Raw genomic sequence first — 23,159 nt, forward strand, 5'->3', positions numbered from 1 at the left:
CAGGCAAGGTCCGGATAACCGTCGCGCGCGTCGGGCGGGTTGTCGGTGCGCGTTGGAAAGGTGATGGGCACGTCAAGTCCGGGGCATGCTGGCCCGATGTAAAGGTAGAGAAACTGGAGAAACCCTTTCCGCCGTGACGGTCAGGTAAAGCTCCACACCTGAAGGGCGCATACGACATGCTCAAGGGCGGGTGTTCCATGAACAGCAGCATTGAAGAACTGGCGACCAAACAGGTATTCACCACCGGCGAGGCGGCGGAGATCTGCAAAGTCTCACAGCAAACGATCATCCGCTGCTTCGACAGCGGTCGGCTGAAGGGGTTCCGCGTGCCGGGCAGCCGGTTTCGGCGGATACCGCGTGAAGAGTTGATTCGCTTCATGCGGCAGAACGAGATCCCCGTCGATCTGCTGCAGAAAGGCAAGCGGAAGCTGCTGGTCGTGGATGACGACGAGCAGATTCAGGAGTTGTTCGTGGACGTGCTTAGCCGTGACGATCGCTTTGAGATCAAGACGGCGGGGACGGGGTACGACGCGGGGATACTGACCGAGCAGTTCAAGCCGGACCTGATCGTGCTGGACTACATGCTGCCGGACATCAATGGGAACGTGGTGTGCAAGCGTATCCGCGACACGGTGGAGATGCGTCACACGAAGATCATCATTGTGTCAGGCGTGGTGAACCAGGATGAGATTGACGACTTGCTCAAGGCCGGCGCGGACGAGTTCGTGAAGAAGCCTTTCAACGTTGAGAAGTTGCAGCAGCGGATTTATGCGTTGCTGGAGTTGTGAATAAGACTAAGAGGTTCCGGTTAGCCGCGAAGCGCAGCGGAGCGTGCTTCGGATAGAACGGCAGCGCTCCGCTGGCACGGCAGCGCTCCGCGTTGCTTCGCGGCTAACGGGGATGGGAATTAAGTATGGTCGCCACGCAGCCGAGCAAACCGCGACGGATTGAGCTGATCCTGCGTCAGATTGATTCGCTGCCGACGTTGCCCGCCATTGCGACGCGGCTGTTGAGTCTGACGGCGGACGATGACAGTCATGCGCGGGAAGTCATCGAGCTGGTCGCGGCGGACCCGGCGCTGACGAGTAAGGTGTTGTCGCTTTGCCGAAGCGCGGCGCACAACGTGAACGAAGAAGTGCTCACCGTCGAACGAGCGGTGGTGCTGCTGGGGTTTAACGCGATCCGCAACGCGGTGCTGTCGGTGAAGGTCTTCGAGATGTTCGCCGAGGGGCAGGCGGCAGCGGGCAGCGGGCAAGCGACTGCCGAGCGAATGAACGGCACGGCGGCGGCCGACGCGCGATCGACGCAGGCAGAGGCTTCGCAGTTCAATCGGGTGGCGTTCTGGCAGCACAGCCTGGCGGTGGGTGTGACGGCGGAGCTGCTGGCGGCGGGCGATGCGGAGTTGAAGGCGGACGAGGCGTTTGTGTGCGGGCTGCTGCATGACATCGGCAAGTTGGCGATGGATCATGTGCTGCCTAAGAGCTTTAGCCGAGTGGTCGAACTGGCGGAGCTGAATCAGGGCAATATCGCGGAGTATGAACGGCGGATTGTCGGCATTGATCATCACACGGCAGGCAAACGGCTGGCGCAGCAGTGGAACCTGCCGCATCGGTTGATGGACTGCATCTGGCTGCACGGCTCGTCTTACCAGGCGCTGCCGCGCTTGCCGCATTGTCGGCTGATCGGGCTGATCGCGCTGGCGGACCTGATCGCGCGGCGGGCACACCTTGGCTACTCGGGCAACTTCAACGTCAATCAGGATGTGGACGAACTCGCGGGCTTGGTGGGGCTGTCGCCTGCGAAGGTGCGCGATGTGTCGGCCAGGGTGTTCGATGCGGTGGAAGAGCGCAGCCGAGTGCTCGGGCTGGACGAAACGCCGTCGCGAGAGCTGTTTCAGGCGTCGATTCAGCGGGCCAACGAAGCGCTGGGGCGGATGAACCATGTGCTGGAGCTTCGCTCGCGGACGGCGCAAAGCCAGGGGCGGGTGCTGGAGGCGATCACGGGGTTTCACGGCATGGCAGCGCCGGGTCGAAGCGTGCAGGATGTGCAGGACGCGGTGGCGACCTCGGCACGGCAGGTGTTCGGGCCTGGGTTTTATGCGCTGCTGTACCCCGGCGATCCGGAAACGGGGAGTCGGGCCTCGTGGCTGATCTCGCAGTATGGCGCGGGTGGCGGGCCGGCGCGGTCGCAGTGCGTGGAAGCGCCGCCTTACGCGCCGGACATCGGGCAACTGGATGTGCAGCAGTCGGTGGGCCTGAACCTGATGGGGCTGCTGCCCTGGATCGCGGACTTTCTCGTCGAGGCGGAAGACATTCGCAAGGTGAAGCTCATGCCGCTGAGCTGTGGCTGGGGCACGGCGGCGGTGCTGCTGCACGATCGCGAGACGATGCCGGCGTGGTCGCAGCTGGCGGCGCTGTCGAGCACGTGGGGCTCGGCGATCGCGGCGGCGGCGCAGCACGACGGCTCGCGGCGGATGGGCGAAGAACTGGCGGAAGCGAACAGCGCGCTGGCGGAGGTGCAGGATCGGCTGCTGCGGCAGGAGTCGATGGCCCGGCTGGGCGAGATGGCGGCGGGCGCGGCGCATGAGATGAACAACCCGCTGGCGATCATCAGCGGGCGCAGCCAGTTGCTGACGATGACGCTTGCGCCGGGCACGAAGCAGCAGCAGGCGGCGCAGACGATTTTCCGCGAGTCGCATCGACTAAGCGATTTGATCACGGCGATGCACATGCTGGCGGACCCGCCGACGCCGCAGCGTCAGCCGACGGATCTCGGGGCGGTGCTGGACGCGGCGATCAAGAAGGTGCGGGCCCAGTCGGGCAAGGCGGACGGCGGGCCGGCGATCTCGCTGCGGCTGCGGCAGCAGTTGCCGGTGATGCACATCGACGCGGAGCAGATTCGCCTGGCGATGATGGAGCTTCTGTTTAATGCGGTGCAGTCGAACTCGAAGCAGTTGATTGACGTGGTCGCCCAGCTTGAGCCGGGCGGGCAGGCGGTGGTGGTGCAGGTGGTGGACAAGGGGGACGGGATGGACAAGCGGACGCTGGATCATGCGATGGACCCGTTTTTCAGCGCGAAACCGGCGGGTCGGCGGGTGGGCATGGGGTTGCCACGGGCGCAGCAGCTGGTGCGCGGGCATGGGGGGCAGATCGAGCTTCGCAGCAAGGTGGGGGAAGGGACGACGGCGACGATGTCGCTGCCGTTGGGGAGCGTGGAGGGGTGAGGGGGAGGTTGGGGCAATTTTTTTCGAATAAAGCCCAGGTCGGATAAAGCCCAGGCATGGCCATGCCTGGGCGTTGCGGCGGGCTTTGCGGCGGAAAAGGTGGGTCTTTTTACGGGGGTGGGGTGTGATAAACTTCTCTTCAGTTGCTGGTGGGTTGCGGCCGATAATTGATAGATCGGCGCTGGTGCTTCGGGGACTTCAACCTAGGGATTGGAAGACGATGATCGTACGACGCGTGGGCGCGGTAGCGCCGTTGGTGATGTGTGTGCTGCTTTGCCTGTCGGTGGTGACGCCTGCGGCGGCGGTGGAGAATCAGCTTCAGGAGATGATCCGCTCGGCCAACCTTCGCGGTACGAAGGTGTCGGCGATGGTCGTGGACCTGGACCGGGGGCATGTGCTGGCGGCGATCAACGCGGACGAGCCGATGATCCCGGCAAGTAATATGAAGCTGCTTACGACGGCGACGGCGCTGGACGTGCTCGGGACGGACTTCGTGTTCCGCACGAAGCTGGCGAAGCTGACGCCGGAGGACGGCGGTCGGCCGAGCCTGGTGGTGTTGGGCGATGGCGACCCGGCGTTTGGCGATCCGGTGCTGCTGGGTCGGCATGACCCGCCGTTGGTGGTGGAAGACCTGCTTGCGCAGTGGGTGAACGCGGTGGTGGCGACGGGGCAGACGCATTTCGAGTCGCTGCTGCTGGACGACCGGGCGTTGGACCGGGAGTTTCATCATGCGAGTTGGCCTGAGGAGCAGTTGATCAACCGTTGGTGTGCACAGGTGGCGGGGGTGAATTTTCATCAGAATGTGATTGATGTGCAGGCGACGCCGAACTCGCGTTCGGGAGCTTCGCCGCGGGTGGAGATTTTTCCGCCGGCGCCGTTTCTTCAGACGCGCAACCGGGCGCGGACGGGCGACAGCGATGCGTTCTGGATCAGCCGATCGCCGGGCACGAACAACTACACGTTTCACGGGACGGTGCAGGCTCGGCCTTACACGGCGGTGCAGGTGACGGTGCACGATCCGCCGATGTTTTTCGGGCAAGTGCTCCAGGCCCAGTTGAAGGCCAAGGGCATCACGGTCGACCGGGTGGAGCGCGTGGCGGACGATGTGATCATGGGGCCGACCGAGCCGTTGCATGTCGTGCAGACCTCGCTGCCTTTGGTGTTGATCCGGGTGAACCAGAATTCGCAGAACATGTTCGCCGAGGCGTTGCTCAAGCGGATGGGCAGAGCGATGACCGGCGAGCCGGGCAGTTGGGACAACGGCGCTGCGGCGATGCGTTTCGCGCTGCGTCAACGGCTGGGCACGTCGGGCGCTCGCGTGACGATCGCCGACGGCAGCGGGATGAGCCGTGACAATCGCGTCACCGCTCGGCTGCTGGTCGACCTGTTGCATTCGATGCACAACGATGACGATAAGACGAAGGCGGAGCTGTTTCGGGTGAGCCTCGCGCGGGCGGGCGACACGGGCACGCTTCGCAGGCGGATGCGCGACCTCGACGCGGAGGTGTATGCGAAGACCGGCTACATTCGCGGCGTGTCCGGGCTGTCGGGCTACATTCATTTGCCGGAAGAGCACGGCGACGGCCGAACGATCGCGTTCAGCTTCCTGTTCAACGGCTTCGCCCCGCCGCTGCACAACCACCACATGCGAACGCTTCAGGATGAGATGATCGAAGCGATCAAGCAGCGCGTGAAGTCACAATCGCAACTGGGCGGGTAGGCGGGGAATTTCGAATTTCGGATTTGGGATTTGGGATTTGGCTGAGATCGGAAAATCCGAAATCCGAAATTCGAAATCCGAAATTCACTCACCTTCTTTGGCATGCCAGGTGAGTCGGCAGACGTCGCCGACGTAGTGGATGCGGATTTTGTTGGTGACGCCGGGCGTGCCGATGGGTTCGCCCTTGGCGATGACGACGGGCTGGCCCTGCTCGGACCATTTGTTGTTCAGCAGCAGTTCGTCGATCTGGCGGACGAAGACGTTCGAGTCTTCCGGGCGAGGCATCCAGACGGGGGTGACGCCGAACATGAGACACATCTGGCGGAGCGCGACTTCGTTGGAACTGACCGCGATGATGGGCACGGTCATGCGGTTCTGCGAAAGATAACGTGCCCCCCCACCCAACTCGGACCAGGTGACGACGAAGCGAGCGTCGAGGTCTTTGACGATGACGGAAACGCCATGCGCGAGCGCTGCCGTGCGGTAGCGTGATGCTTGCGAGAGCTTGGGCGGTCGGGCGGCGGCGGCGCGGTGGTTGGGGGCGTCGTATTGTTCGGTGACAGCGGCGACTTTTCGCAGGACGGCGACGGCCTGGTCGCCGTGCTTGCCCACGGCGGTCTCGCCGGAGAGCATGAGCGCGTCGGCGCCGTCGAGGATGGCGTTGGCGGCGTCGGAGACTTCGGCGCGGGTGGGCGCGGCGGCTTCGATCATGCTCTGAAGCATCTGCGTGGCGACGATGACGGGTTTACCGTGATGGTGGGCCTCGCTGATGATTCGCTTTTGCACGACGGGGACCTCGGCGAGGTCCATCTCGACGCCCAGGTCGCCGCGGGCGACCATGACGCCGTCGCATTCTTCGAGGATGCCGTTCAGTTCGCGGACGGCCTGGGGGGTTTCGATTTTCGCGATGATGGGCAGGCGGGTGTGGCTGCGGAGGGCGCGGTTGTCACGGCCCTTGCTGCGCAGCTGGTCTTTCAGCAGTTTGATGTCGTCGGCTTTGCGGACGAACGAGAGGGCGAGGTAGTCGACGCCGTGGGCGATGGCCCAGTCGACGCATTGATCATCCCACTCGGTGAGCGAGGGCGCGGAGATGTCGGAGTCGGGGAGGTTGACGCCTTTTTTGCTGCTGAGCGGGCCTGGCTGAATGACGCGACAGACGAGGCGGGGCTTGCCGTCGACGGTGATGCGTTCGGTGGCGAGGGTGCGGATCGCGCCGTCGTCGATGAGCACGCGGTGGCCGGGGTGGACTTCGTTGACCAGCGGGCTGTAGGTGGTGGGGACGATGATGTGGTCGGTATTTTCGTCGCGGTAGGTTTCATCGCCGTGATCGACGAATTCGAGGCAGTCGCCGGTGACGAGGTGGATGACGTTTTCGCGGACGGGTTTGACGCGGATCTTGGGGCCGGAGAGGTCGCCGAGGATGCCGATGGGCGTTTCGGTTTGCCTGGAGGCTTCGCGGATGTTGGTCAGCGCTTTGTGGAAGTCGTCGAAGCTGCCGTGCGAGAAGTTAATGCGAAAGACGTGCGCGCCTTCTTCGATGAGGCGCGCGAGGCTGGTCACGTCGGCACAGGCGGGGCCGACTGTGGCGATGATCTTGGTCAGGACAAAGCTGGCTGGCACGTGGGGATTGTACCGTGGGGGGCGGGGTGACGCGCGCGGGTGTGCGCGCGTGGGTGGTGTTGGTGTGCGCGCGGCGGTGGTCCGGGTGTGCGCGCGGGAGGGGACGTGTGTGCGCACGAGTAAAGCCCAGGCATGGCCATGCCTGGGCTTTGTGGGCGTCGTGAATGTGAGGCGACGTTCGTCAGTTGCGGCGGTGCTGGTGGATGACGTCGCGCATGAGGGTGGTGATCAGGGCGCGCTCGCGGGCGGTGCTGCGCGGGAGCACTTCGTCCTGAAAGAACGCAATCGTGCGGACCTGCCGCTCGGCAGTCATCTCCGGGCGACTTTCTTCACGATCGCGATCGCGGTTGCCACCGCCGCCGCCGCCGCGACGGTCGCCGTCCATGCCCATCATCCGCCACATGCCCATGCGCCCTTCGAGCCATTCGGCGCGGGCTTCGGGCGGGAGGTCTGCGTAGGTTTCCGCTTCGCGGAGCATGAAGTTGCGGGCAAGCTCGATCATCCGCTCGCGCGAGCGGTCGCGGTCGGCGTCGCGCTGCTCGCTGAAGGTTTCCGCGAGTCGGCCTCGCTGGTCGCGGTCCATCGACTGATAGCGGGCCAGCAGCGCGTCGGTGTACGCCCGGCGGTCGACGGAGGACATGCGCTCGAAGTGATCGCTGAAGAAAAAGTCGATGACCACGGCCGCATCGTCGTTGGCCGGGTCGGGCGGGATGGAGGCGATGTAGTCGGCGATCAGCCAGCCGCCGACGGTGAGGCAGACGACGGCGACGGCGCTGCCGAGCGTGTAGCGAACCCAGCGGATGGCCCAGGCGTCTTTGATGCGTTCGAGGATGAGCATGGGGGGAGGTGCCTTTCAGTCATCGCCGGTGACGTGGAACCAGTCGGCCCGGCCGTCGAGGAACAGCGCGTTGGCGCTCGTACCGCCGGGGCCGTTGGGATGCCAGCCGTCGGCGTCGGTGAGGACGGGCATGATCGACTCGATGGCGTGCAGTTCGCGGAGCAGGTCGTTGTAGTCGGCGGAACCCTGGGTGAAGATGAGGTAGTAGCCCATGAAGTATTCGTAGCTGGTGCCGTTCTCGGCGAAGCTGGAGTCGTCGGCGGGGCATTGCCAGATCTTCGCGGCGTCGAGGTAGCCTTCCATGACGTCCATGAGCGAGGGTTCGTCGGGGAGGACGGGCATGGCCTGCACAGCGGGCATGCGGTTGTTGAAGTCGATGCGGTAGGCCTCGAAGCCGATGCCGACTTGCCGAAGGTTGGAGAGGCAGGCGATGCGCTGGCCGGCGGACCGCACCTGGCTGAGCACGGGGAGCATGAGGCCGACGAGCAGCGTAATGATGCTGATCACCACGAGCAGCTCGATCAGAGCGAAGGCGTGCTTGGATGATCGAGGCATGGTGCGGCTCCGGGGGCGAGTGTGCTCACGTGTGTGCGTCGGCGCGGTCCGCAGTGTTATACGCAGGTGGACGGGTTGGGTTACAGGTGAGATGAGACGATTTTGTCAGGCGTTATGGCGAGGGTGTGTCCGGTTCGAAGGCGGCCGGGCCGGCGGCGAAGGCGAGCGGGCCGACGAAGCGGGCGGCGTCCATGCGCAGGTGATTCCACTCGGCTTGCAGTTCGAGTTGAGCCCAGAGGTCGGCGGCTCGGCCGGTGTCCAGCGGATCGGGGAAGCGCAACACGTCGCCGGCCGCGGTGGTGGTGGTTGGGGTGGTGCTCGGCGCGGGGTCGGCGGCGGGCGGCTGGTTGACGAGGGGGATGGCAGTGTCGGGTGCGCGGGTGAGGGACGAGATGGCGACGAACGCGCCGACGAGCACGCACGCGGCGGCGAGGCCGACGGCGGCGAGACGCCAGGGGGTGACACGTCGCGGGGGCCCGGCGGCGGCGGGCGCGGATTCGTGAGCGAGGCGATGCATGATCGCCTGCACGCGCGCTTCGTCGGCAGGCTCGACGAGGGCACGGGCTTCGCGTTGCAGTTGCCGTTCGATAGCGGCGTCGTCGGCGGGGCCGACGGGCGGTTGCTGGCTTAGACGATCGGGGCGGGGTGCAGGCATGGGTGGTCTCCTGAATGCGGTCGGCCGTTGCTTTTCGCGGCGGCGGTTGGGGCGTGGTGGACGGATGGGTCGGCGAGGCCTTGCTTGAGCCGTTGGCGGGCGCGGTGGAGTTGGACTTTGACGTTGGTCCTGGTTCGGCCGACGGCGTGGGCGACCTCGGCGACGGAAAGCTGCTCGGCGTAAAAGAGCCAGAGCATGGTGAACGGCTCGCGGGTGAGCAGTTGGGCGGCCTTGTGCCAGAGGCGCTGGCTTTGCTCGTGATCGATGAGCCGATGCAGCGGGCCGTCGTCGGCGGCGGTGGTGGTGGCGTGGGCGGCGGTTGCCTGCTCCCACGCGGCGGGCCAGTCGACGGGATCGCGACGGCGACGGCGGTCGATGACGAGGCGGGTGGCGATGGTGAACAGCCAGGTGCTGAAGGCCCAGCGTTCGTCGTAGCGGGCGAGGTTTCGCCAGGCGCGGAGGAATGCTTCCTGCACGAGGTCGTCGACGTCGTGCGATCGCCTGCCGACGTGCGGCCGAAGGAATCGACGAAGGCGGGGTTCGTAGTAACGGACCAGCGATGCGAACGCGTCACGGTCGCCTGCCTGCGCGGCGAGCGCGAGCTGCTGGTCGCGCTCGCGCTGCGTGTCGGGGAAGGCGTGCTCGGCGGTCGGTTCGTTCATCACGTGGCTTGCGGGTGTCGGCAGGTCAGCGGGCCGGGGCCGGGGACCGGGGGTCAGCGGACGTAGGCTTCGAGCATGTCGATCACATCGCGAGCGGGGACGGACCAGGTGAACTCGATGTGTTCACCGGCGCGGTGCAGGCGGGCCTGCTCGAACAGGGGCGAGAGCTCCTCGCTTTGCAGCATGGCCATGGCTTTCATGCCGCGCATGGCGTCGTAGAGTTGCTGGGCACGGCGTTCGTCGTCGGCGGTGACGCTGCCTTGCAGGGCAACGCGGCCGTCGTGCTCGACGATGGCCATGCTCATGCGATCGGCGGCCTGCATGAGGTTGGCCTGGCGTTCGTGCATCTGCGAGAGGTCGGTCGCGCCGAACTGGAACATTGCGCCTTCGCGGTCGCCGGCGAGCAGCGGGCTGTCGGCGGGGAGGGGCTCGGCCCGGCCGGTGCGGGTGGCGAGGGCGGTGATGAGGCGGCTGCGGTCGGAGGCGAGGATGAGGCTCGCGTTGTGGAAGGCGAGGTAGAGGTCGCGTTGCGTGTCGCCGGGCAAGGCGATGCGGTGCGTGTCGTTGGCCGGGTCGAGCGACTGGTAGCCGGGCGCGCCCGCGAGGCGGTCGATGATGCGGTCGCGGTCGAAGTCGCCCTGGAAGATGGCGACGCCCTGGCGGTGTTCGAAGTCTGTGCCGTAGATGAGGATGCTGGTGAGTTGTTCGTGCGGTCGCATGCCGGTGTGTCGCTCGATCCAGGCGAGGCGGTCGGCGTGCTTGTCGCCGGTCTGGTGTTCGATGATGTTTCGGCCGAGCGTGCTGCTGCGCATCGCATCGAGGTCGACGTGCAGATACCACTTGGCGTTCGCGGCGAGCTGGTCGTGTTGAAGCTCGTCGGCCGAGGCGACGGCGGCGGGCAGCAGGCAGGCGACGAGCCCCATCGCGATGAGCGGGCTCGAATATTTCGTGCAAGGCATGGGAAACTTCCTTTCCCCGTGCGGGTGTGGATAAAGCGAAACACGTTGGGGCTGTCGCGGTCGGCGTCAGTCGGGGTTGATGGTGATGCCGAGCAGCGCTGCTAAATCATATTCCTCGTAGGGTCGCTCGGCGGCGGGCTGTGAGCCTTGTGCGTGGGAGACGAAGAGGCGGAGCTGTTGGGGGATAAAGAGCACGTTGTGGAGGTTGGACCGCATGGCGACGGGGCGGTCCATGCAGGCGAGGGCGGTTTGTTCGTCGATGCGGCCGTGACTATCGGTGACGCGTTGGCGGAGGGCTTCGAGTCGTCCGCCGGCGGAGAGGACGACGGTGTCGTGGATGCCTTCGCCGAGGCGTGGGTGCGTCTGGCCGGAGCGGATGATTTCGATGTCGTGTGCGGTGGCGGCGACGCCGACGGCGTCGGGGATCTTGCCGTCCGCGAAGACGTAGTAGAACTCACAGGTTCGCGGCGAGTCGGTCCAGAGGGCGATGACTTCGTCGAGGGTGGCGGTTTCTTCGAGGGCGCGTCGCATGAGGGTTGCCATGGGCACGCCGTCCCAGTCGCCGAGGGTGGAGCCGCCCATTTCGCCGAGTGAGATTTGATGTTCGTTCATGCCGGTGACGCTGCCGAGGAAGCCGGCGTAGCCGACGTTGACAAAGTCGTAGTGGTCATCGGGCTGGATGACGAAGACAGCCATGGCGTGTTCGAAGCCGATCTGGGTCATGTAGTCGAGCACACGGCCGTGGTAGAGCGTGCCGTCGGCGGTGGCGGAGCCGAACACGGCGAAGCCGCTGCAATGGAACATTTCGGGGAAGACATTGGCGAGCACAACCCATTCGCGGTCGATGCCGACGGTGTTGGCGAGGGCGGTGAGTTCGCGTTCGTGTCGCTCGGGGAGGAACGGTTGGACGCGTGATTGGATGTCGCGAAGTTCGTCGAGCACCCACTGGCCGGACTCGATGCTTTTGACGAGGCTGACGATGTGGAGGACGGAGTCGACGCAGCGTAGCACTTCGGGGCCGAGCAGTTGGCCGTGGGCCTGGCCGATCTGTTCGGGCGTGCCGCGGAGGGTGACGAGGCGTTGATCGTTTTGCCAGCGCAGCTCGCCGTGGGCGACGCGTCGCGACTGTCGGGCCGGCCGTGTGAGTGCCGGGCCGGGCGCGAGCACTTCGCTGCCTCGCCGCATGCCGCGGACGAGCGAGCGTTCGAGGTCGGCCCGGCTGACGTCGATGGCGTCGGCGTCGTCGGGCGCGGTGAAGCGGTCGCGGATGACGCTGGGGTCGGCGACGGTCCAGGTGAGCTTCATGCCGTTGTGGGTAACGTGCAGGCGTGGGTTGCCTTCGTGTTCGTCGAAGCGGAATGAGGCGTCGCCGAGTTGGCGCGAGCGCCATGTGTTGTCGTTTGCTTTGCGGACGCCTGCGAAGGAGGTGAGCATGGTGGCTGCCATGTTCGCGTCGGCGCGTTGGAGCATGTTGAGGTAGAGGAAGGCTTCGCTGTCTTTGCTGACAAGGCGGGTGAGGAGGTTGGGGCCGTTGAGGTGGTCGTCGGGGTCGGTGGGGCCTTGGCCGACGAAGGTGACGTTGCGGTGCGGGAGGTGCATGCGCGTGTCGTCGGGGCTGCGGAGCAGGTGCATGCTGTAGGTGTCGTGGTCGACGTGGACGAGCCAACGATCATCGCCGAAGCGGGCGAGGTGAGCGGTGATGGCGATGTCGGGGTCGTCGAGCTGAAGCTCGATGGTGGCGGCGGCGGGGCCGTTGGACTGCATGATTTCGAGGAACGGCCGAAGCTGGCGGGCAAGCTCGTCGGAGGCGTGGGCGGCTGGCGCGGCGAGGGTGAGGGTGAGCACGGCAAGCAGGGACATCAGCAGTGCCAAGGGGCGAAACCGTCGCATGGCGATCCTTTCGTGGTGAAGCGAAGCGAATGGAGCAGTAGCGGTGGCGCGGCGGCGGCGCGGCGCGTCTGGAGGTGTTATACGCGAACGGGGGTGAGGTGGTTACAGGGTGGTGAAGATGTTGTTGCGTTGATCGATGAGGTGAGGGGGGAGCCCAAGGACGGCTGTCCCTGGGCTTTGTGGGGCGTCGTGGGTTTGGGGGGTGGCGTATGATGGGGGGTGTGAAGTGGGACGATCAACAATTCATGGCGGCGGCGCTGGGGCTGGCGGCGCGCGGACGCGGGGCGGTCGAGCCGAACCCGATGGTCGGGGCGGTGATCGTACGCGATGGGCAGGTGATCGGCGAAGGTTGGCATGCGCGGTTCGGCGGGGCGCACGCGGAGGTGGAGGCGATCACGAACGCGCGGGGGCGAGGGCAGGATGTGGCGGGGGCGACGATGTATGTCACGCTTGAGCCTTGCTCGCATACGGGCAAGACGCCGCCTTGCGCGGAGGCGGTGATCGAGGCGAAGCTGGCGCGGGTGGTGATCGCGATGATCGACCCGTTCGAACGGGTGGCAGGGTCGGGCGTGCGTCGGCTACGCGAGGCGGGGGTGACGGTGGAGGTTGGGCTTTGCGAGCGGGAGGCGCATGAGCTGAACGCGGCGTTTGTGAAGCGGGTGACGATGGGGCTGCCGTGGGTGGTGCTCAAGTGGGCGCAGACAGTGGACGGGCGGATCGCGACGGCGACGGGGGATAGCCAGTGGATTTCGTGCGAGGCGTCGCGACGGCGGGTGCACGAGTGGCGGGCGCGGGTGGATGCGGTGATGGTGGGCGCGGGCACGGCGGTGGCGGACGATCCGCAACTGACGGCGCGGGATGTGGCGGTGCATCGGCTGGCGCGGCCGGTGGTGGTGGACCCGAACCTGCGGACGCCGACCACGGGGCGACTGGCGACCGCGTCGGCAAAGCGACTGACGCTGGCGGTGGACGAGGCGGTGCTCGCGGCGGGCGGCGAGGCGGTGCAGCAGTGGCAGGCGAAGGGGACGTCGCTGGTGGGGCTGCCGCGGCTGGATGGGAATGAAGGCATGCTCGACCTGCGGCCGCTGCTGCGCGGGCTGGTGGAGCAGCATGATGCGACGAACGTGCTGGTGGAAGGCGGCGCGGGGCTGGCGGGGGCGCTGCTGAGCCAGGGGCTTGTCGATCAGGTGCTCGCGTTTGTGGCGCCGAAGGTGGCGGGCGATGCGTCGGCGCTGGGGGCGGTGCGTGGGTGGACGTTGGGGCGGATGGCGGACGCGCTGCCGCTGCGGCTGCATGATGTGGAGCGGATTGAGGAGGATGTGCTGCTGGATTATCGCGTGGGGGAGGCGCGGGGGTGATGGGTTCCGTCAGTATCGGGTGCGCCGACGCCCACGGCGTCACGCCGTGGGCTTCGATCGCAATCGGGATTGATGTGGGATTCGGGTGCGTGGGCGCATAAAAAACGGCTCGCGTGTTGCGAGCCGCTTGAAAAGCTGGATCACCTCGGCGGACGGCTCGACGACGATTTGCTCGAACCCCAATTGCAGGTGGGTGCGTCGCCGGGGCATCCCGAACTTCCACTCATAGGAGGCCTGCCCATCGTGCCCGATCTTCGCTCCCTTGGGGTTCATAAAGGTTCGAGCAAATGCGGTCGTTCTAGCTCGAAGCCGTGCCAAAGGCGATCTTCACTTGTCTGTCGGACATTATACCTTTCGTGCTCAGGCGAGGCCAGTGTTTCGAGGCGTTGAATTGGGGAAACGTGGGGGCCAGGTGCCCACGGAGGCCATCCGTGGGCTTTGCCGTTTGACCCTGGGGCGCGGTTATTTGGTTACGTGCTTGAGTTTTGTTTTGCCCAGCGCGAAGGCGAGGACGTCGTCGACGTTTTCGACGAACTCGAAGCGGCATTTCTTTTTCACCTGCGTGTCGACCTCTTCCATGTCGCGCTGGTTTTCCTTGGGTAGCACGATGGTCTTGATGCCGACGCGTGAGGCGGCGAGGGATTTTTCCTTGATGCCGCCGACGGGTAGGACCTTGCCGCGCAGCGTGACCTCGCCGGTCATGGCGAGCTTGGAGCGGATGGGCAGGTCGAGCAGCAGCGAAGCGATGGCGGTGTACATCGCGACGCCAGCGCTGGGGCCGTCTTTGGGCACGGCGCCGGCGGGCACGTGAATGTGCAGATCGCGATCGGCGAGTTGCTTCACGTCATAGCCGAGCTCGGGCGCCCGGCTTTTGAAAAGTGACAGCGCGGCGCTGGCGGACTCTTTCATGACATCGCCGATCTGGCCGGTGAGCACGATGTTGCCCTTGCCGGGGTAGGCGGTGGCTTCGACGAAGAGCACCTCGCCGCCGGCGGGCGTGTAGGCGAGGCCCATGGCGACGCCGGGCGCTTCGCGGCGCATCTCAAGTTCGCGGGTGTACTTCTCGGGGCCGAGCATTTCGCGGACGAGCTGGCCGTCGACGATCGACGTGTGTCGGCTGCTCTTCTTGCCGTTCTTTCGTCCGTTGCTCTTCGGATCGCCTGCGACACGAGCGGCGACGCCGCGGCAGACCGCGCCGATCTGTCGTTCGAGTTCGCGGACGCCGGCTTCGCGGGTGTAGTCGTCGATGGCTTTACGCAGGCCGCTGGCACGCCACTGGCATTGCTTTCGCGTGAGGCCGTTTTCTGTCAGTTGACGGGGGACGAGGTATTTGCGGGCGATTTCGACCTTGTCGTGGTCGGTGTAGCCGGCGATGTCGATCACTTCCATGCGGTCGCGCAGCGCGGGGGGCACGGTGCCCATGTAGTTGGCGGTGGCGATGAAGATGACCTGCGACAGGTCGAAAGCGACATCAAGGTAACGGTCGACGAAGGCGTTGTTCTGCCGGGGGTCGAGCACTTCGAGCAGCGCGCTGGAGGGGTCGCCTCGGAAGTCGGCGCCGAGCTTGTCGACTTCGTCGAGCATCATGACGGGGTTGTTCGTACCCGCACGGCGGAGCTCTTGAATGATGCGGCCGGGCATGGCGCCGATGTAGGTTCGACGGTGGCCGCGCACTTCCGCTTCGTCGCGGATGCCGCCGAGGCTCATGCGTGCAAACTTGCGTCCGAGCGCGTCGGCGATTGACTGGCCGAGGCTGGTCTTGCCCACGCCGGGCGGCCCGACGAGGCAGAGGATGGGGCCGCGGCCTTCGGGATTAAGCTTGCGGACAGCGAGGTACTCGATCAACCGCCGTTTGACCTTTTCGAGGTTGTAGTGATCGCGATCGAGGATGCGGCGGGCGCGTTCGAGGTCGAGCTTGTCTTCGCTGGCCTTGTTCCAGGGCAGGTCGGCGAGCAGTTCGAGGTAAGTCGTGATGACCGAGTATTCCGGGCTCGCGGCGGGGATGACGTCGAGGCGGTTCAGCTCACGCTGCGCCTCGTTCATGACTTCCTCCGGCAGGTTGGCTTCTTCGAGGCGATCGCGCAACTGCTGTACCGACTCGCCGGCTTCGCCGTCTTCGCCGAGCTCGCGCTGGATGGCTTTGAGCTGCTCGCGAAGGTAGAGCTTGCGCTGCGACTGGCCGATCGAGCTTTGCACGTCCTGCTGAATTTTCTGCTGCAGGCGGGCCATCTCGAGTTGATTCGTCACGGCCCGCAGCACGGTGCGGACGCGCACTTCGACGTTGGTTTCCTCCAGCAGGTCCTGCTTGGCGGGCACGTCGAGGTCGAGGTTGGACGCGAGAAAGTCGGCGAGCGTGCCGGGCTCTTCGATGTTCATCATCGCGGTCAGCGCCTGCTCGGGCGCGTTGGGCGTGAGCTCGATGAGCTGGCGGGCCTGGTCGCGAAGCTGGTTGACGCTGGCTTCGAAGCGTCGGCTGGTGGCGGACTTTTCGGTCAGCGGCTCGACGGCGGCGCGGAGGTATGGCTTTTCCTGCTTGAGGCGTTTGATCCGCACCCGGCGAAGGCCGTGCACGATGATCGACACGGTGTCGTCCTGCTGGCGGATGAGCTTGAGCACCGTGCCGGCGGTGGCGACGCGATAGAGGTCGTCCATCTCCGGCTCGTCGACATCTTCATCTTTCTGCGCGACGAAGGCGATGATCTTCGACTGCGGCAGCGACTCTTCGAGCATCTGCCGACTCGACGGTCGGCCGACGGTCAACGGCATCACCGTGCCGGGGAACGCGACCGTGCCGCGCAGCGGCAACAGAGGCATCACCTCCGGCAGCTTGGCCTGCGCTTCGTTTTCGTCTGGGTTGTCGCCCGTCCGCGTGGCGGGCACGACGAGTTCCGCCTCGGCCGGGGGATTGACGTTCGCCTCCCCTGCCTGGCGTGCCGGACCGCGCCCGGTCGAACGACGGGTCGGCCGTTTGGTCGACCGCTGCGTCGTGCGCTTGGTCGTGCGCTTGGCCATGCGCTTGGTCGTGCGCTTTGATTGTTTCGCCGACTTACTCAAAAGATCACCTTATCCCTCACGCCACCGCCGCCTGTTGAGGCGGGATAGCGACTGATGTTTCGCCCCACGATACACGCCCCGGCAAATCTCGCGTCAACTGCGGCACCTGCGTCAACTCCGCCTGCCGCGGCCGCGCGTCGGGCGCGTGGGCAGTGTGATGCAGAGCATGCCATCGTGATACGTGCTTTGCACCTTGTCCAACAGTACGTTCATCGGCAGCGGAATCTCGCGACTGAACGGCCCGTCGTCGATCTCCATGTGCACGGTCCGCACGGGCTGCTCGCTCGACGGCGCGGGGTCGGGCGGCTGGCGGATGCCTTCGACCCACAGTCGGCCGGGCTCGACGCGAACCTGCAACCGCTCGCGCGATACGCCGGCGAGCTCGACGCAGATCTGTACGCGATCATCGAGCTCGTACACATTCACCGCCGGCTCCCACATCCGGGCGGAGGTCGGCCGATCGGGCTTCGGCACGCCCCGTTGTCGAATCACTGCTGTGACCTGACCACTGAACGACCACATCGGATTGCGTCGCGCCATAGAGAAACCGCCTTCCAAACCACGCAGAGGTTACGGAGTGCATGGTAGTCCGCCTCATACCGTCGAGCCAGAGGGGGACGCGATGCAGTGCAACTTATATAAGAGGACAACGCGCGTTCCCCCTGGCAACATTCAGCAGCGGTGCTTGCACCGCGCGCTCGAGCCCGCACGACGCAGAGCGCGGTGCAAGCACCGCGGCTAAATGGGGATCGCGAGATCGAAGCTGCGTCGCGGGCCCTAGATTAATGAATTAAAGGCCTGCATATCTTTTATTATCTGCTACATTATCCGCATGAACGCCCCTCCGAGGGGCCTATGTGGAGGTTATTGGCATGATGTCTTCGAAATCCCGGTTGGTGACGTATCGATGGATTGCCCTGTTTGCCCTGCTGCCGACGGCTTTCACGCTGGCGGGCGGCCGCGTGTTGGCGGACGACTTCGACGCGCTGCGCGACGACATGCAGCGGATGCAGCGGCAGCTCGACGCACAGCAGGCCGTGATCGAACGGCAGCAGCGCGAGCTTGAATCGCTTCGGCCGACGGATGCGCAGGAGCGCTGGCTGGACGAGGCCCGCTCGGAGCAGGTGCGTCAACTGGCGGCGGAGGTGATCGCGGACGCGGACGCTCGCGACACGCGTCGGCCTTGGGCGGGACATGATGGCACCTTTTCACTGCGGTCGGCCGACGGACGGTTTCGATTGAACATCGGGGCGCTGTTGCAGCCTCGCTACGTCTACACGCACCGGGCCGGCGACGCGGAGGACAGCTCGACGTTTACGATCAACCGCGCGCAGCTCGACTTCGCGGGGCATGTGTTCGACCCGCGGTTCACGTTTCGGCTGATGCCCGAGTTCGCTCGCGATCCGGAGATGCTCGACGCGTGGGTGAACTTTGCCTTCATGGATCAGTTGCAGGTGCGAGCAGGCCAATTCACTGTGCCGTTTCAGTGGCATCGTGTGATCACGCACCGCAGACAGCATTTTTCGCAGCGCGGCCTGGCGTCGGAGACGTTCGGCGTGCCGGGCGGGTATGACATCGGCCTGATGGTGCACGGCCGAGGCTCGCAGCGCGACTGGGATTACGCGCTGGGCTTCTTCGGCGGCGAGGGGCGAAACGTGGGCATCACCGAGGGTACGGGGCATATGGCGGTCGCGCGGATGAGCTACGCGCTCATGGGCACGCTGCCGACCGCCGAGTCGGACATCACCACCATGGACGGGCCGGGCCTGAGCGTCGGCGGCGGTCTGCTGGGCGCGTGGGACAACACGCTGCGCGACTGGGACCGCGGCCAGTCGCTGGTCGGCGACACGGCCGGCGACTGGCTCGCCGCCACCGCCGACGTGCACTACCGCTGGCTGGGCATCAGCCTCGCGGCCGACGGCTACTGGCGGCATGTCTCGCCAAGCGACTCGGCGGTGGCGTCGTACGACGGCTGGGGCTTCGGCGTCTCGGCGGGCTACACGTTCATGCCGGAACTCTACGAAGTGGTCGCCCGCGTCGGCCAGGCGATGGCGGACACGAACGTCGGCGACACCCGGCAGCGCGAATACGGCATCGGCCTGAACATCTACCACGAGGGGCACGCCTGGAAAACCCGCCTGAACTACCTCTACCTCGACACTCCCCTGGGCGACTCAGGCCGATTCATCCTCGAACACCACCTGGACTTTTGATTTGCCGCCGGGCTGAGCGACTGAAGTCGCTCAGCCTCACGCCCCAAGCCTCAAGCCCCACTGCCTCACGCCCCACGCCCACCGCGCGGTATAATGCCGCGTCATGCCGCGACTGCTTTCCATCACCGCCGCCCTGCTGCTTCTCGCCGCGCCTGCGGTGCACGCCGACTCGACGGTGGTTGGCCCGGTCGATCCGAATACCGCGTTCGGCCCGATGACGATCGACCAGGGTGTGGGCGATCTCGACCCGGTGGGCACGAGCCTTCGCCGACTCGAGCCGGGCAACGCGATGCACAGCACGCGCGTCCGCCTGCATCGCCAGCCGGGTGCGGGCGATAACCCCGGCCAGCCGCAGATCGACCCGACAACGGGCCTGGCCTTGCCGAGCATGTACCGTTACAGCGCGCCGGGGGTCAATGCGTTGTTCGATCGGCCGGACTATGTGATGAAGACCGGCACGGGCTCGCGCGACATGGCGCGTAACGTGGCGGCTCGGCCGGACGGCGCGTTTATTGAGGCCGTGCCTGCGGGCACGATTTTCGACCTTCGGCCGGAGTCGGCGTATCAACATCTGATGGCGCCGTTTCACACCCACACCGAGCCGGAAGACTGGCAGGACATGCGGGTGGACCATCGCTATCGCATAGACGGCCGAGCGAACCTCGGCGGCGGCGAGCGTGGTGATCGGGGTGAGCAGTTTGATCGCAGCCGACATCCGCACATTCCGCCGGACACGGAGATTCCCGCGCGTCTGCCACGGCGTTTTGATCCGGAACCGAAGCCCGAGCCGACCGCGGCGTCGGAGTCAGAGTCGGCATCTGAGTCGACGTCGGATCGTGAGCGGGAGTAGTTGGCGGCCCGCGTCGGCGTGGGCAGCCGCTGGTGTCGGCATGTCGCTATAATGCGGCCGATCGGGGCGATTAGCTCAGTTGGCTAGAGCGCTTCCCTTACAAGGAAGAAGTCACAGGTTCGAGTCCTGTATCGCCCATTTCTGCCGGCGCGGTCGCATGGCGGGGAGTGCGGGTCCGAGGGGGTGGGTCCGGGGGTGGGTCCGAGGGTGCGGCGCGGGGTGGGTTGATCCGTAGCGATCGTTTCGAGCATTGTGTTTTCGCCGACGGGCCGACGCCTGTCGGGTGTTGATGTATTTTTGCCGTTTTTTGCCCATTGCCGAGGCCGCGCCATGACCGCCACGCCGACGACTGTTGCCGACTCGCCCGCCGCGGTGAGCCGAGTGTTCCGATTTGAAGTGCGCGCCGTGGAAGGGCAGGTGGACCCGCACGCCGAGACGGTGCATCGCGAGGCGGCGTCGGCGTTCGCGGGCGAGCCGAGCGTTGAGCGTGTGTTGGCAGCGCGGGTGTACCTGATCGAAGCGGCGGTGGATGGGTCGACCCTCGAGCCGGCGGCGCGGGAACTGCTGGGCGATCCGGTGGCGCAGGCGGTGCACGTGGGCGTTGGGCCGACGGCGGAGCGGGCGGCGACGGTGGAGGTGCACTACCAGCCGGGCGTGATGGACCCGGTCGCGCAGTCGACGCGCGAGGCGTTGGTGGAAGCGCTGCCGAGCCTGTCGCTGGAGCAGGTGGACGTGCGGACCGGCTGGCGGTTTGACCTGGTGTTCGCTGAGGGCGCGGCTCGGCCGAGCGAAGCGGACCTGCGCGGCTTTGCCGAGCGAGCGCTGGCCAACCCGGTCATTCAAGAGATTCACCTTTCGCCTTTCCATCCCGACGCGTTCCCGCACGGCCACGCGTACAAGCTGCACCTGACCAACGTCAACATCCGCGACCTCGACGACGCGGGCCTGATGAAGCTCTCCCGCGAAGGCCACCTCTTCCTCTCGCTCGATGAGATGCAGGCGATCCAGCATTACTACCGCGAGGCCGACCGCGAGCCAACCGACATCGAACTGGAAACCCTCGCCCAGACCTGGTCGGAACACTGCGTTCACAAAACACTCAAAGCCACCATCGATTACAAATCCGAAATTCGAAATCCGAAATCCGACATTCGCTTCGAAGGTCGCCCGGGCCACGAAGTGCACGAAGACGGCACGGTGACGATTCACAACCTGCTCAAGTCCACCGTCGCCGCGGCGACGCATGAGCTGATGAGCAAGGAACCGCACAGCACCTGGTGTGTCAGCGTCTTTGAAGACAACGCGGGCATCGTTCGCTTCGACGACGAAGACGGCGTGTGCATCAAAGTCGAAACGCACAACCACCCGTCCGCCATCGAGCCCTACGGCGGCGCGGCGACAGGCATCGGCGGCTGCATCCGCGACATTCTCGGCACGGGCCTCGCCGCCATGCCCATCGCCAACACCAACACGTTCGCCGTTGCTCCGCCGGATACGACCGACCTGCCGCGCGGCGTGATTCACCCCAAGCGCGTCCTCCAGCAGGTCGTCGCGGGCGTACGCGACTACGGCAACCGGATGGGCATCCCCACCGTCAACGGCAGCGTCTACTTTCACAACGACTACCTTGGCAACCCGCTGGTGTTCGCCGGCTGCATCGGCCTTATCCCGCTGGACAAATGCTTCGGCAGCGCTCGGCCGGGCGATCGCATTATCGCGCTCGGCGGCGCGACGGGCCGCGACGGCATTCACGGTGCGACCTTCTCCAGTGCCGAGCTGACCGACACGCACGCGGACGAATTCAGCCATGCGGTGCAGATCGGCAATCCGATCACGCAGAAGAAGACGGCCGACGTGATCCTCAAAGCCCGCGACTGGGAAGATGGTCCGCTGTTCAGCGCGATCACCGACTGCGGCGCGGGCGGCTTTTCCAGCGCGGTCGGCGAGATGGGCGAAAAGGTCGGCGCCTATGTCGAACTCGAAAAAGCGCCGCTGAAATATGCGGGCTTGAGCTACACGGAGATCTGGATCAGCGAGGCGCAGGAGCGTATGGTGCTCGCCGTGCCCGCGGAGAAGGTGGACACGCTTCGCGCGTTGTGCGAATCGGAAGACGTAGGCTTCAGCGACCTCGGCGCGTTCGGCTGCGGCACGGACGGCGCGACGCATGAGCAGCCTGACGAGCCGACGCTGATTCTGACATACGAAGGCACGCAGGTCGGCCAACTCACGATGCACCTGCTGCACGACGGCATCCCGACGCCCACGCGACAAGCGGAGTGGGGGTCGCAGAAGGTTTCTGGTTCCTCGTCTCTCGTTTCTGGTTCGGGAAGCAAGCAACTCGAAACGCGAAACTCGAAACTCGAAACGCTGCTATCGCACCCCAACATCGCGAGCAAGCATTGGATTGTTCGGCAGTATGACCACGAAGTGCAAGGCGGGTCGGTGGTCAAGCCGTTGGTCGGGCCGGAGCAGGACGGGCCCAGCGATGGTGCGGTTGTTCGGCCGAAGCTTGATAGCCGAAGGGGTGTGGCGCTGGCGAGCGGGATGGCGCCGCATCTGTCGGAGAAGGCGACCGGCGAAGGGCTTGCGGTGGATGGCGATTCGTATTGGGCCACGCTCGCCGCGATCGACGAAGCGGTGCGCAACGCGGTGTGTGTCGGGGCCGACCCGGCGCGGATTGCGATACTGGACAACTTCTGCTGGCCGAAGTGTGACGACCCGCAACAGCTCGGCTCGCTGGTTCGCGCTGCCGAGGCGTGCTACGACGGGGCGATGGCCTACCGCACGCCGTTCGTGTCGGGCAAGGACTCGCTGAGCAACCAGTTCACGACCGACACGGGGCGGGTGATCACCATTCCGCCGACGCTGCTGGTGACGGCGATGGGCATCGTGGACGACGTCGCCCGCAGTCGCACGATGGACGCCAAGGCCGCGGGCAACGCCCTGCTGATCGTCGGCCAGACAAGCCCCGCGCTCGGCGGCTCGCATTACACCGCAATGGGCTTCGCCAACGAAGGCGACAACCTCACCATCCCGCGCCTCGACCTCAAGCAGGGCCCGCGCAACGCCCGCGCGGTCGCGAGCCTGATTGCAGATGGGTTGATCGCGTCGGCCCACGACTGTTCGGACGGCGGGCTGCTCGTCGCCGCGGCGGAGATGGCCTTTGCCGGCCGCATCGGTCTGCAACTGGACCTCACCCACCTGCCCGTCACGCGCGAGCTGGACATTGACACCGCCTGCTACGCCGAGACGCCCAGCCGATACCTGCTGGAAGTCTCGCCCGCGAAGCTCGACCAGGTGCTCAAGAAGCTGCTGGAAATTGACGCGCCGTTCGCACAGATCGGCACGTTCAACGACAGCGATCAGCTCACCGTCCGCACGGACCGCGAAGGCCAAACCTTCGACGCCACGCTGGATGAGCTTCGCAACGCCTGGCTTGCGCCGTTGGACTGGTGACCACCATTAGCCGCGAAGCGCAGCGGAGCGCGGTTTGTACCATCGCGGTCGTTACCATCGCGGTCGCACAAACCGCGCTCCGCTGCGCTTCGCGGCTAACACCTAT

At 65.7% G+C, this 23,159-nt stretch carries 16 protein-coding genes and 1 tRNA gene; 8 read left to right on the forward strand and 9 right to left on the reverse strand.

Annotated elements, in window-relative coordinates:
- Window positions 1–197 precede the first annotated feature (197 nt).
- From ACERK3_14815 to dacB, 3 genes are all read left to right on the forward strand, one after another.
- The gene (locus ACERK3_14815) at window positions 198–788 is read left to right on the forward strand and encodes a response regulator (protein ID MFA9479559.1); all 591 of its coding nucleotides are present in this window, start codon (window positions 198–200) and stop codon (window positions 786–788) included.
- 125 nt (window positions 789–913) lie between these two features.
- A complete protein-coding gene (locus ACERK3_14820) occupies window positions 914–3,223 on the forward strand; it encodes an HDOD domain-containing protein (protein ID MFA9479560.1) in 2,310 nt (769 codons plus the stop codon).
- A 220-nt stretch (window positions 3,224–3,443) separates the two neighbouring features.
- Entirely contained in the window at window positions 3,444–4,943 is a 1,500-nt protein-coding gene (gene dacB, locus ACERK3_14825) for a D-alanyl-D-alanine carboxypeptidase/D-alanyl-D-alanine-endopeptidase (GenBank protein ID MFA9479561.1), read from the forward strand.
- A gap of 84 nt (window positions 4,944–5,027) precedes the next feature.
- Here the strand turns inward: dacB and pyk are convergent, their stop codons facing one another.
- From pyk to ACERK3_14860, 7 genes are all read right to left on the reverse strand, one after another.
- A complete protein-coding gene (pyk, locus tag ACERK3_14830; GenBank protein MFA9479562.1) occupies window positions 5,028–6,563 on the reverse strand; it encodes a pyruvate kinase in 1,536 nt (511 codons plus the stop codon).
- 181 nt (window positions 6,564–6,744) lie between these two features.
- Window positions 6,745–7,401, reverse strand: a complete 657-nt coding sequence (locus ACERK3_14835) for a hypothetical protein (protein MFA9479563.1) — start codon at window positions 7,399–7,401, stop codon at window positions 6,745–6,747.
- Window positions 7,402–7,416: 15 nt separating this feature from the next.
- Window positions 7,417–7,956 carry a type II secretion system protein gene (locus ACERK3_14840; GenBank protein MFA9479564.1) on the reverse strand — a complete coding sequence of 180 codons (540 nt, stop codon included), beginning with the start codon at window positions 7,954–7,956 and terminating at the stop codon, window positions 7,417–7,419.
- Between the two features lie 112 nt (window positions 7,957–8,068).
- A complete protein-coding gene (locus ACERK3_14845) occupies window positions 8,069–8,611 on the reverse strand; it encodes a hypothetical protein (GenBank protein ID MFA9479565.1) in 543 nt (180 codons plus the stop codon).
- Window positions 8,584–9,273, reverse strand: coding sequence for an RNA polymerase sigma factor (locus tag ACERK3_14850; GenBank protein MFA9479566.1), 690 nt, complete (start codon window positions 9,271–9,273; stop codon window positions 8,584–8,586). Before ACERK3_14850 ends, ACERK3_14845 begins: the two co-directional genes overlap by 28 nt.
- 53 nt (window positions 9,274–9,326) lie before the next feature.
- The gene (locus tag ACERK3_14855) at window positions 9,327–10,232 is read right to left on the reverse strand and encodes a hypothetical protein (GenBank protein ID MFA9479567.1); all 906 of its coding nucleotides are present in this window, start codon (window positions 10,230–10,232) and stop codon (window positions 9,327–9,329) included.
- Window positions 10,233–10,298: 66 nt separating this feature from the next.
- Window positions 10,299–12,122 carry a C45 family autoproteolytic acyltransferase/hydrolase gene (locus tag ACERK3_14860; protein ID MFA9479568.1) on the reverse strand — a complete coding sequence of 608 codons (1,824 nt, stop codon included), beginning with the start codon at window positions 12,120–12,122 and terminating at the stop codon, window positions 10,299–10,301.
- 221 nt (window positions 12,123–12,343) lie between these two features.
- On the opposite strand from ACERK3_14860, the gene ribD reads away from it, so the two are divergent.
- Window positions 12,344–13,480: a bifunctional diaminohydroxyphosphoribosylaminopyrimidine deaminase/5-amino-6-(5-phosphoribosylamino)uracil reductase RibD gene (ribD, locus tag ACERK3_14865; GenBank protein MFA9479569.1), complete on the forward strand. Its 1,137-nt coding sequence runs from the start codon at window positions 12,344–12,346 to the stop codon at window positions 13,478–13,480.
- Window positions 13,481–13,942: 462 nt separating this feature from the next.
- Here the strand turns inward: ribD and lon are convergent, their stop codons facing one another.
- Window positions 13,943–16,492 (reverse strand): endopeptidase La, encoded by a 2,550-nt coding sequence (gene lon / locus ACERK3_14870; protein MFA9479570.1) that lies wholly within the window; start codon window positions 16,490–16,492, stop codon window positions 13,943–13,945.
- A gap of 153 nt (window positions 16,493–16,645) precedes the next feature.
- The gene (locus ACERK3_14875; protein MFA9479571.1) at window positions 16,646–17,074 is read right to left on the reverse strand and encodes an Hsp20/alpha crystallin family protein; all 429 of its coding nucleotides are present in this window, start codon (window positions 17,072–17,074) and stop codon (window positions 16,646–16,648) included.
- Between the two features lie 332 nt (window positions 17,075–17,406).
- On the opposite strand from ACERK3_14875, the gene ACERK3_14880 reads away from it, so the two are divergent.
- The 4 genes from ACERK3_14880 to ACERK3_14895 all read left to right on the forward strand — a co-directional run bounded on the left by ACERK3_14880 (window position 17,407) and on the right by ACERK3_14895 (window position 23,053).
- Window positions 17,407–18,747: a porin gene (locus ACERK3_14880; protein ID MFA9479572.1), complete on the forward strand. Its 1,341-nt coding sequence runs from the start codon at window positions 17,407–17,409 to the stop codon at window positions 18,745–18,747.
- A gap of 103 nt (window positions 18,748–18,850) precedes the next feature.
- Window positions 18,851–19,597 (forward strand): hypothetical protein, encoded by a 747-nt coding sequence (locus ACERK3_14885; protein MFA9479573.1) that lies wholly within the window; start codon window positions 18,851–18,853, stop codon window positions 19,595–19,597.
- A 64-nt stretch (window positions 19,598–19,661) separates the two neighbouring features.
- Window positions 19,662–19,735, forward strand: a tRNA-Val gene (locus tag ACERK3_14890).
- Between the two features lie 192 nt (window positions 19,736–19,927).
- Window positions 19,928–23,053, forward strand: a complete 3,126-nt coding sequence (locus ACERK3_14895) for a phosphoribosylformylglycinamidine synthase subunit PurS (GenBank protein ID MFA9479574.1) — start codon at window positions 19,928–19,930, stop codon at window positions 23,051–23,053.
- The last annotated feature ends 106 nt before the right edge of the window (window positions 23,054–23,159 follow it).

The organism is Phycisphaerales bacterium AB-hyl4 (genome assembly GCA_041821185.1).
Lineage (GTDB): Bacteria > Planctomycetota > Phycisphaerae > Phycisphaerales > Phycisphaeraceae > Natronomicrosphaera > Natronomicrosphaera hydrolytica.

What these genes read in the sequence shown, in the direction of transcription:
- ACERK3_14815 (MFA9479559.1), top strand. Translation starts at nt 198, where the DNA reads ATGAACAGCAGCATTGAAGAACTGGCGACCAAACAGGTATTCACCACC.
- ACERK3_14895 (MFA9479574.1), top strand. Translation starts at nt 19,928, where the DNA reads ATGACCGCCACGCCGACGACTGTTGCCGACTCGCCCGCCGCGGTGAGC.
- ACERK3_14835 (MFA9479563.1), bottom strand. Translation starts at nt 7,401, where the DNA reads ATGCTCATCCTCGAACGCATCAAAGACGCCTGGGCCATCCGCTGGGTT.
- ACERK3_14845 (MFA9479565.1), bottom strand. Translation starts at nt 8,611, where the DNA reads ATGCCTGCACCCCGCCCCGATCGTCTAAGCCAGCAACCGCCCGTCGGC.
- ACERK3_14820 (MFA9479560.1), top strand. Translation starts at nt 914, where the DNA reads ATGGTCGCCACGCAGCCGAGCAAACCGCGACGGATTGAGCTGATCCTG.
- ACERK3_14880 (MFA9479572.1), top strand. Translation starts at nt 17,407, where the DNA reads ATGATGTCTTCGAAATCCCGGTTGGTGACGTATCGATGGATTGCCCTG.
- ACERK3_14840 (MFA9479564.1), bottom strand. Translation starts at nt 7,956, where the DNA reads ATGCCTCGATCATCCAAGCACGCCTTCGCTCTGATCGAGCTGCTCGTG.
- dacB (MFA9479561.1), top strand. Translation starts at nt 3,444, where the DNA reads ATGATCGTACGACGCGTGGGCGCGGTAGCGCCGTTGGTGATGTGTGTG.
- ACERK3_14885 (MFA9479573.1), top strand. Translation starts at nt 18,851, where the DNA reads ATGCCGCGACTGCTTTCCATCACCGCCGCCCTGCTGCTTCTCGCCGCG.
- lon (MFA9479570.1), bottom strand. Translation starts at nt 16,492, where the DNA reads ATGGCCAAGCGCACGACCAAGCGCACGACGCAGCGGTCGACCAAACGG.
- ACERK3_14850 (MFA9479566.1), bottom strand. Translation starts at nt 9,273, where the DNA reads ATGAACGAACCGACCGCCGAGCACGCCTTCCCCGACACGCAGCGCGAG.
- ACERK3_14875 (MFA9479571.1), bottom strand. Translation starts at nt 17,074, where the DNA reads ATGGCGCGACGCAATCCGATGTGGTCGTTCAGTGGTCAGGTCACAGCA.
- ACERK3_14855 (MFA9479567.1), bottom strand. Translation starts at nt 10,232, where the DNA reads ATGCCTTGCACGAAATATTCGAGCCCGCTCATCGCGATGGGGCTCGTC.
- ACERK3_14860 (MFA9479568.1), bottom strand. Translation starts at nt 12,122, where the DNA reads ATGCGACGGTTTCGCCCCTTGGCACTGCTGATGTCCCTGCTTGCCGTG.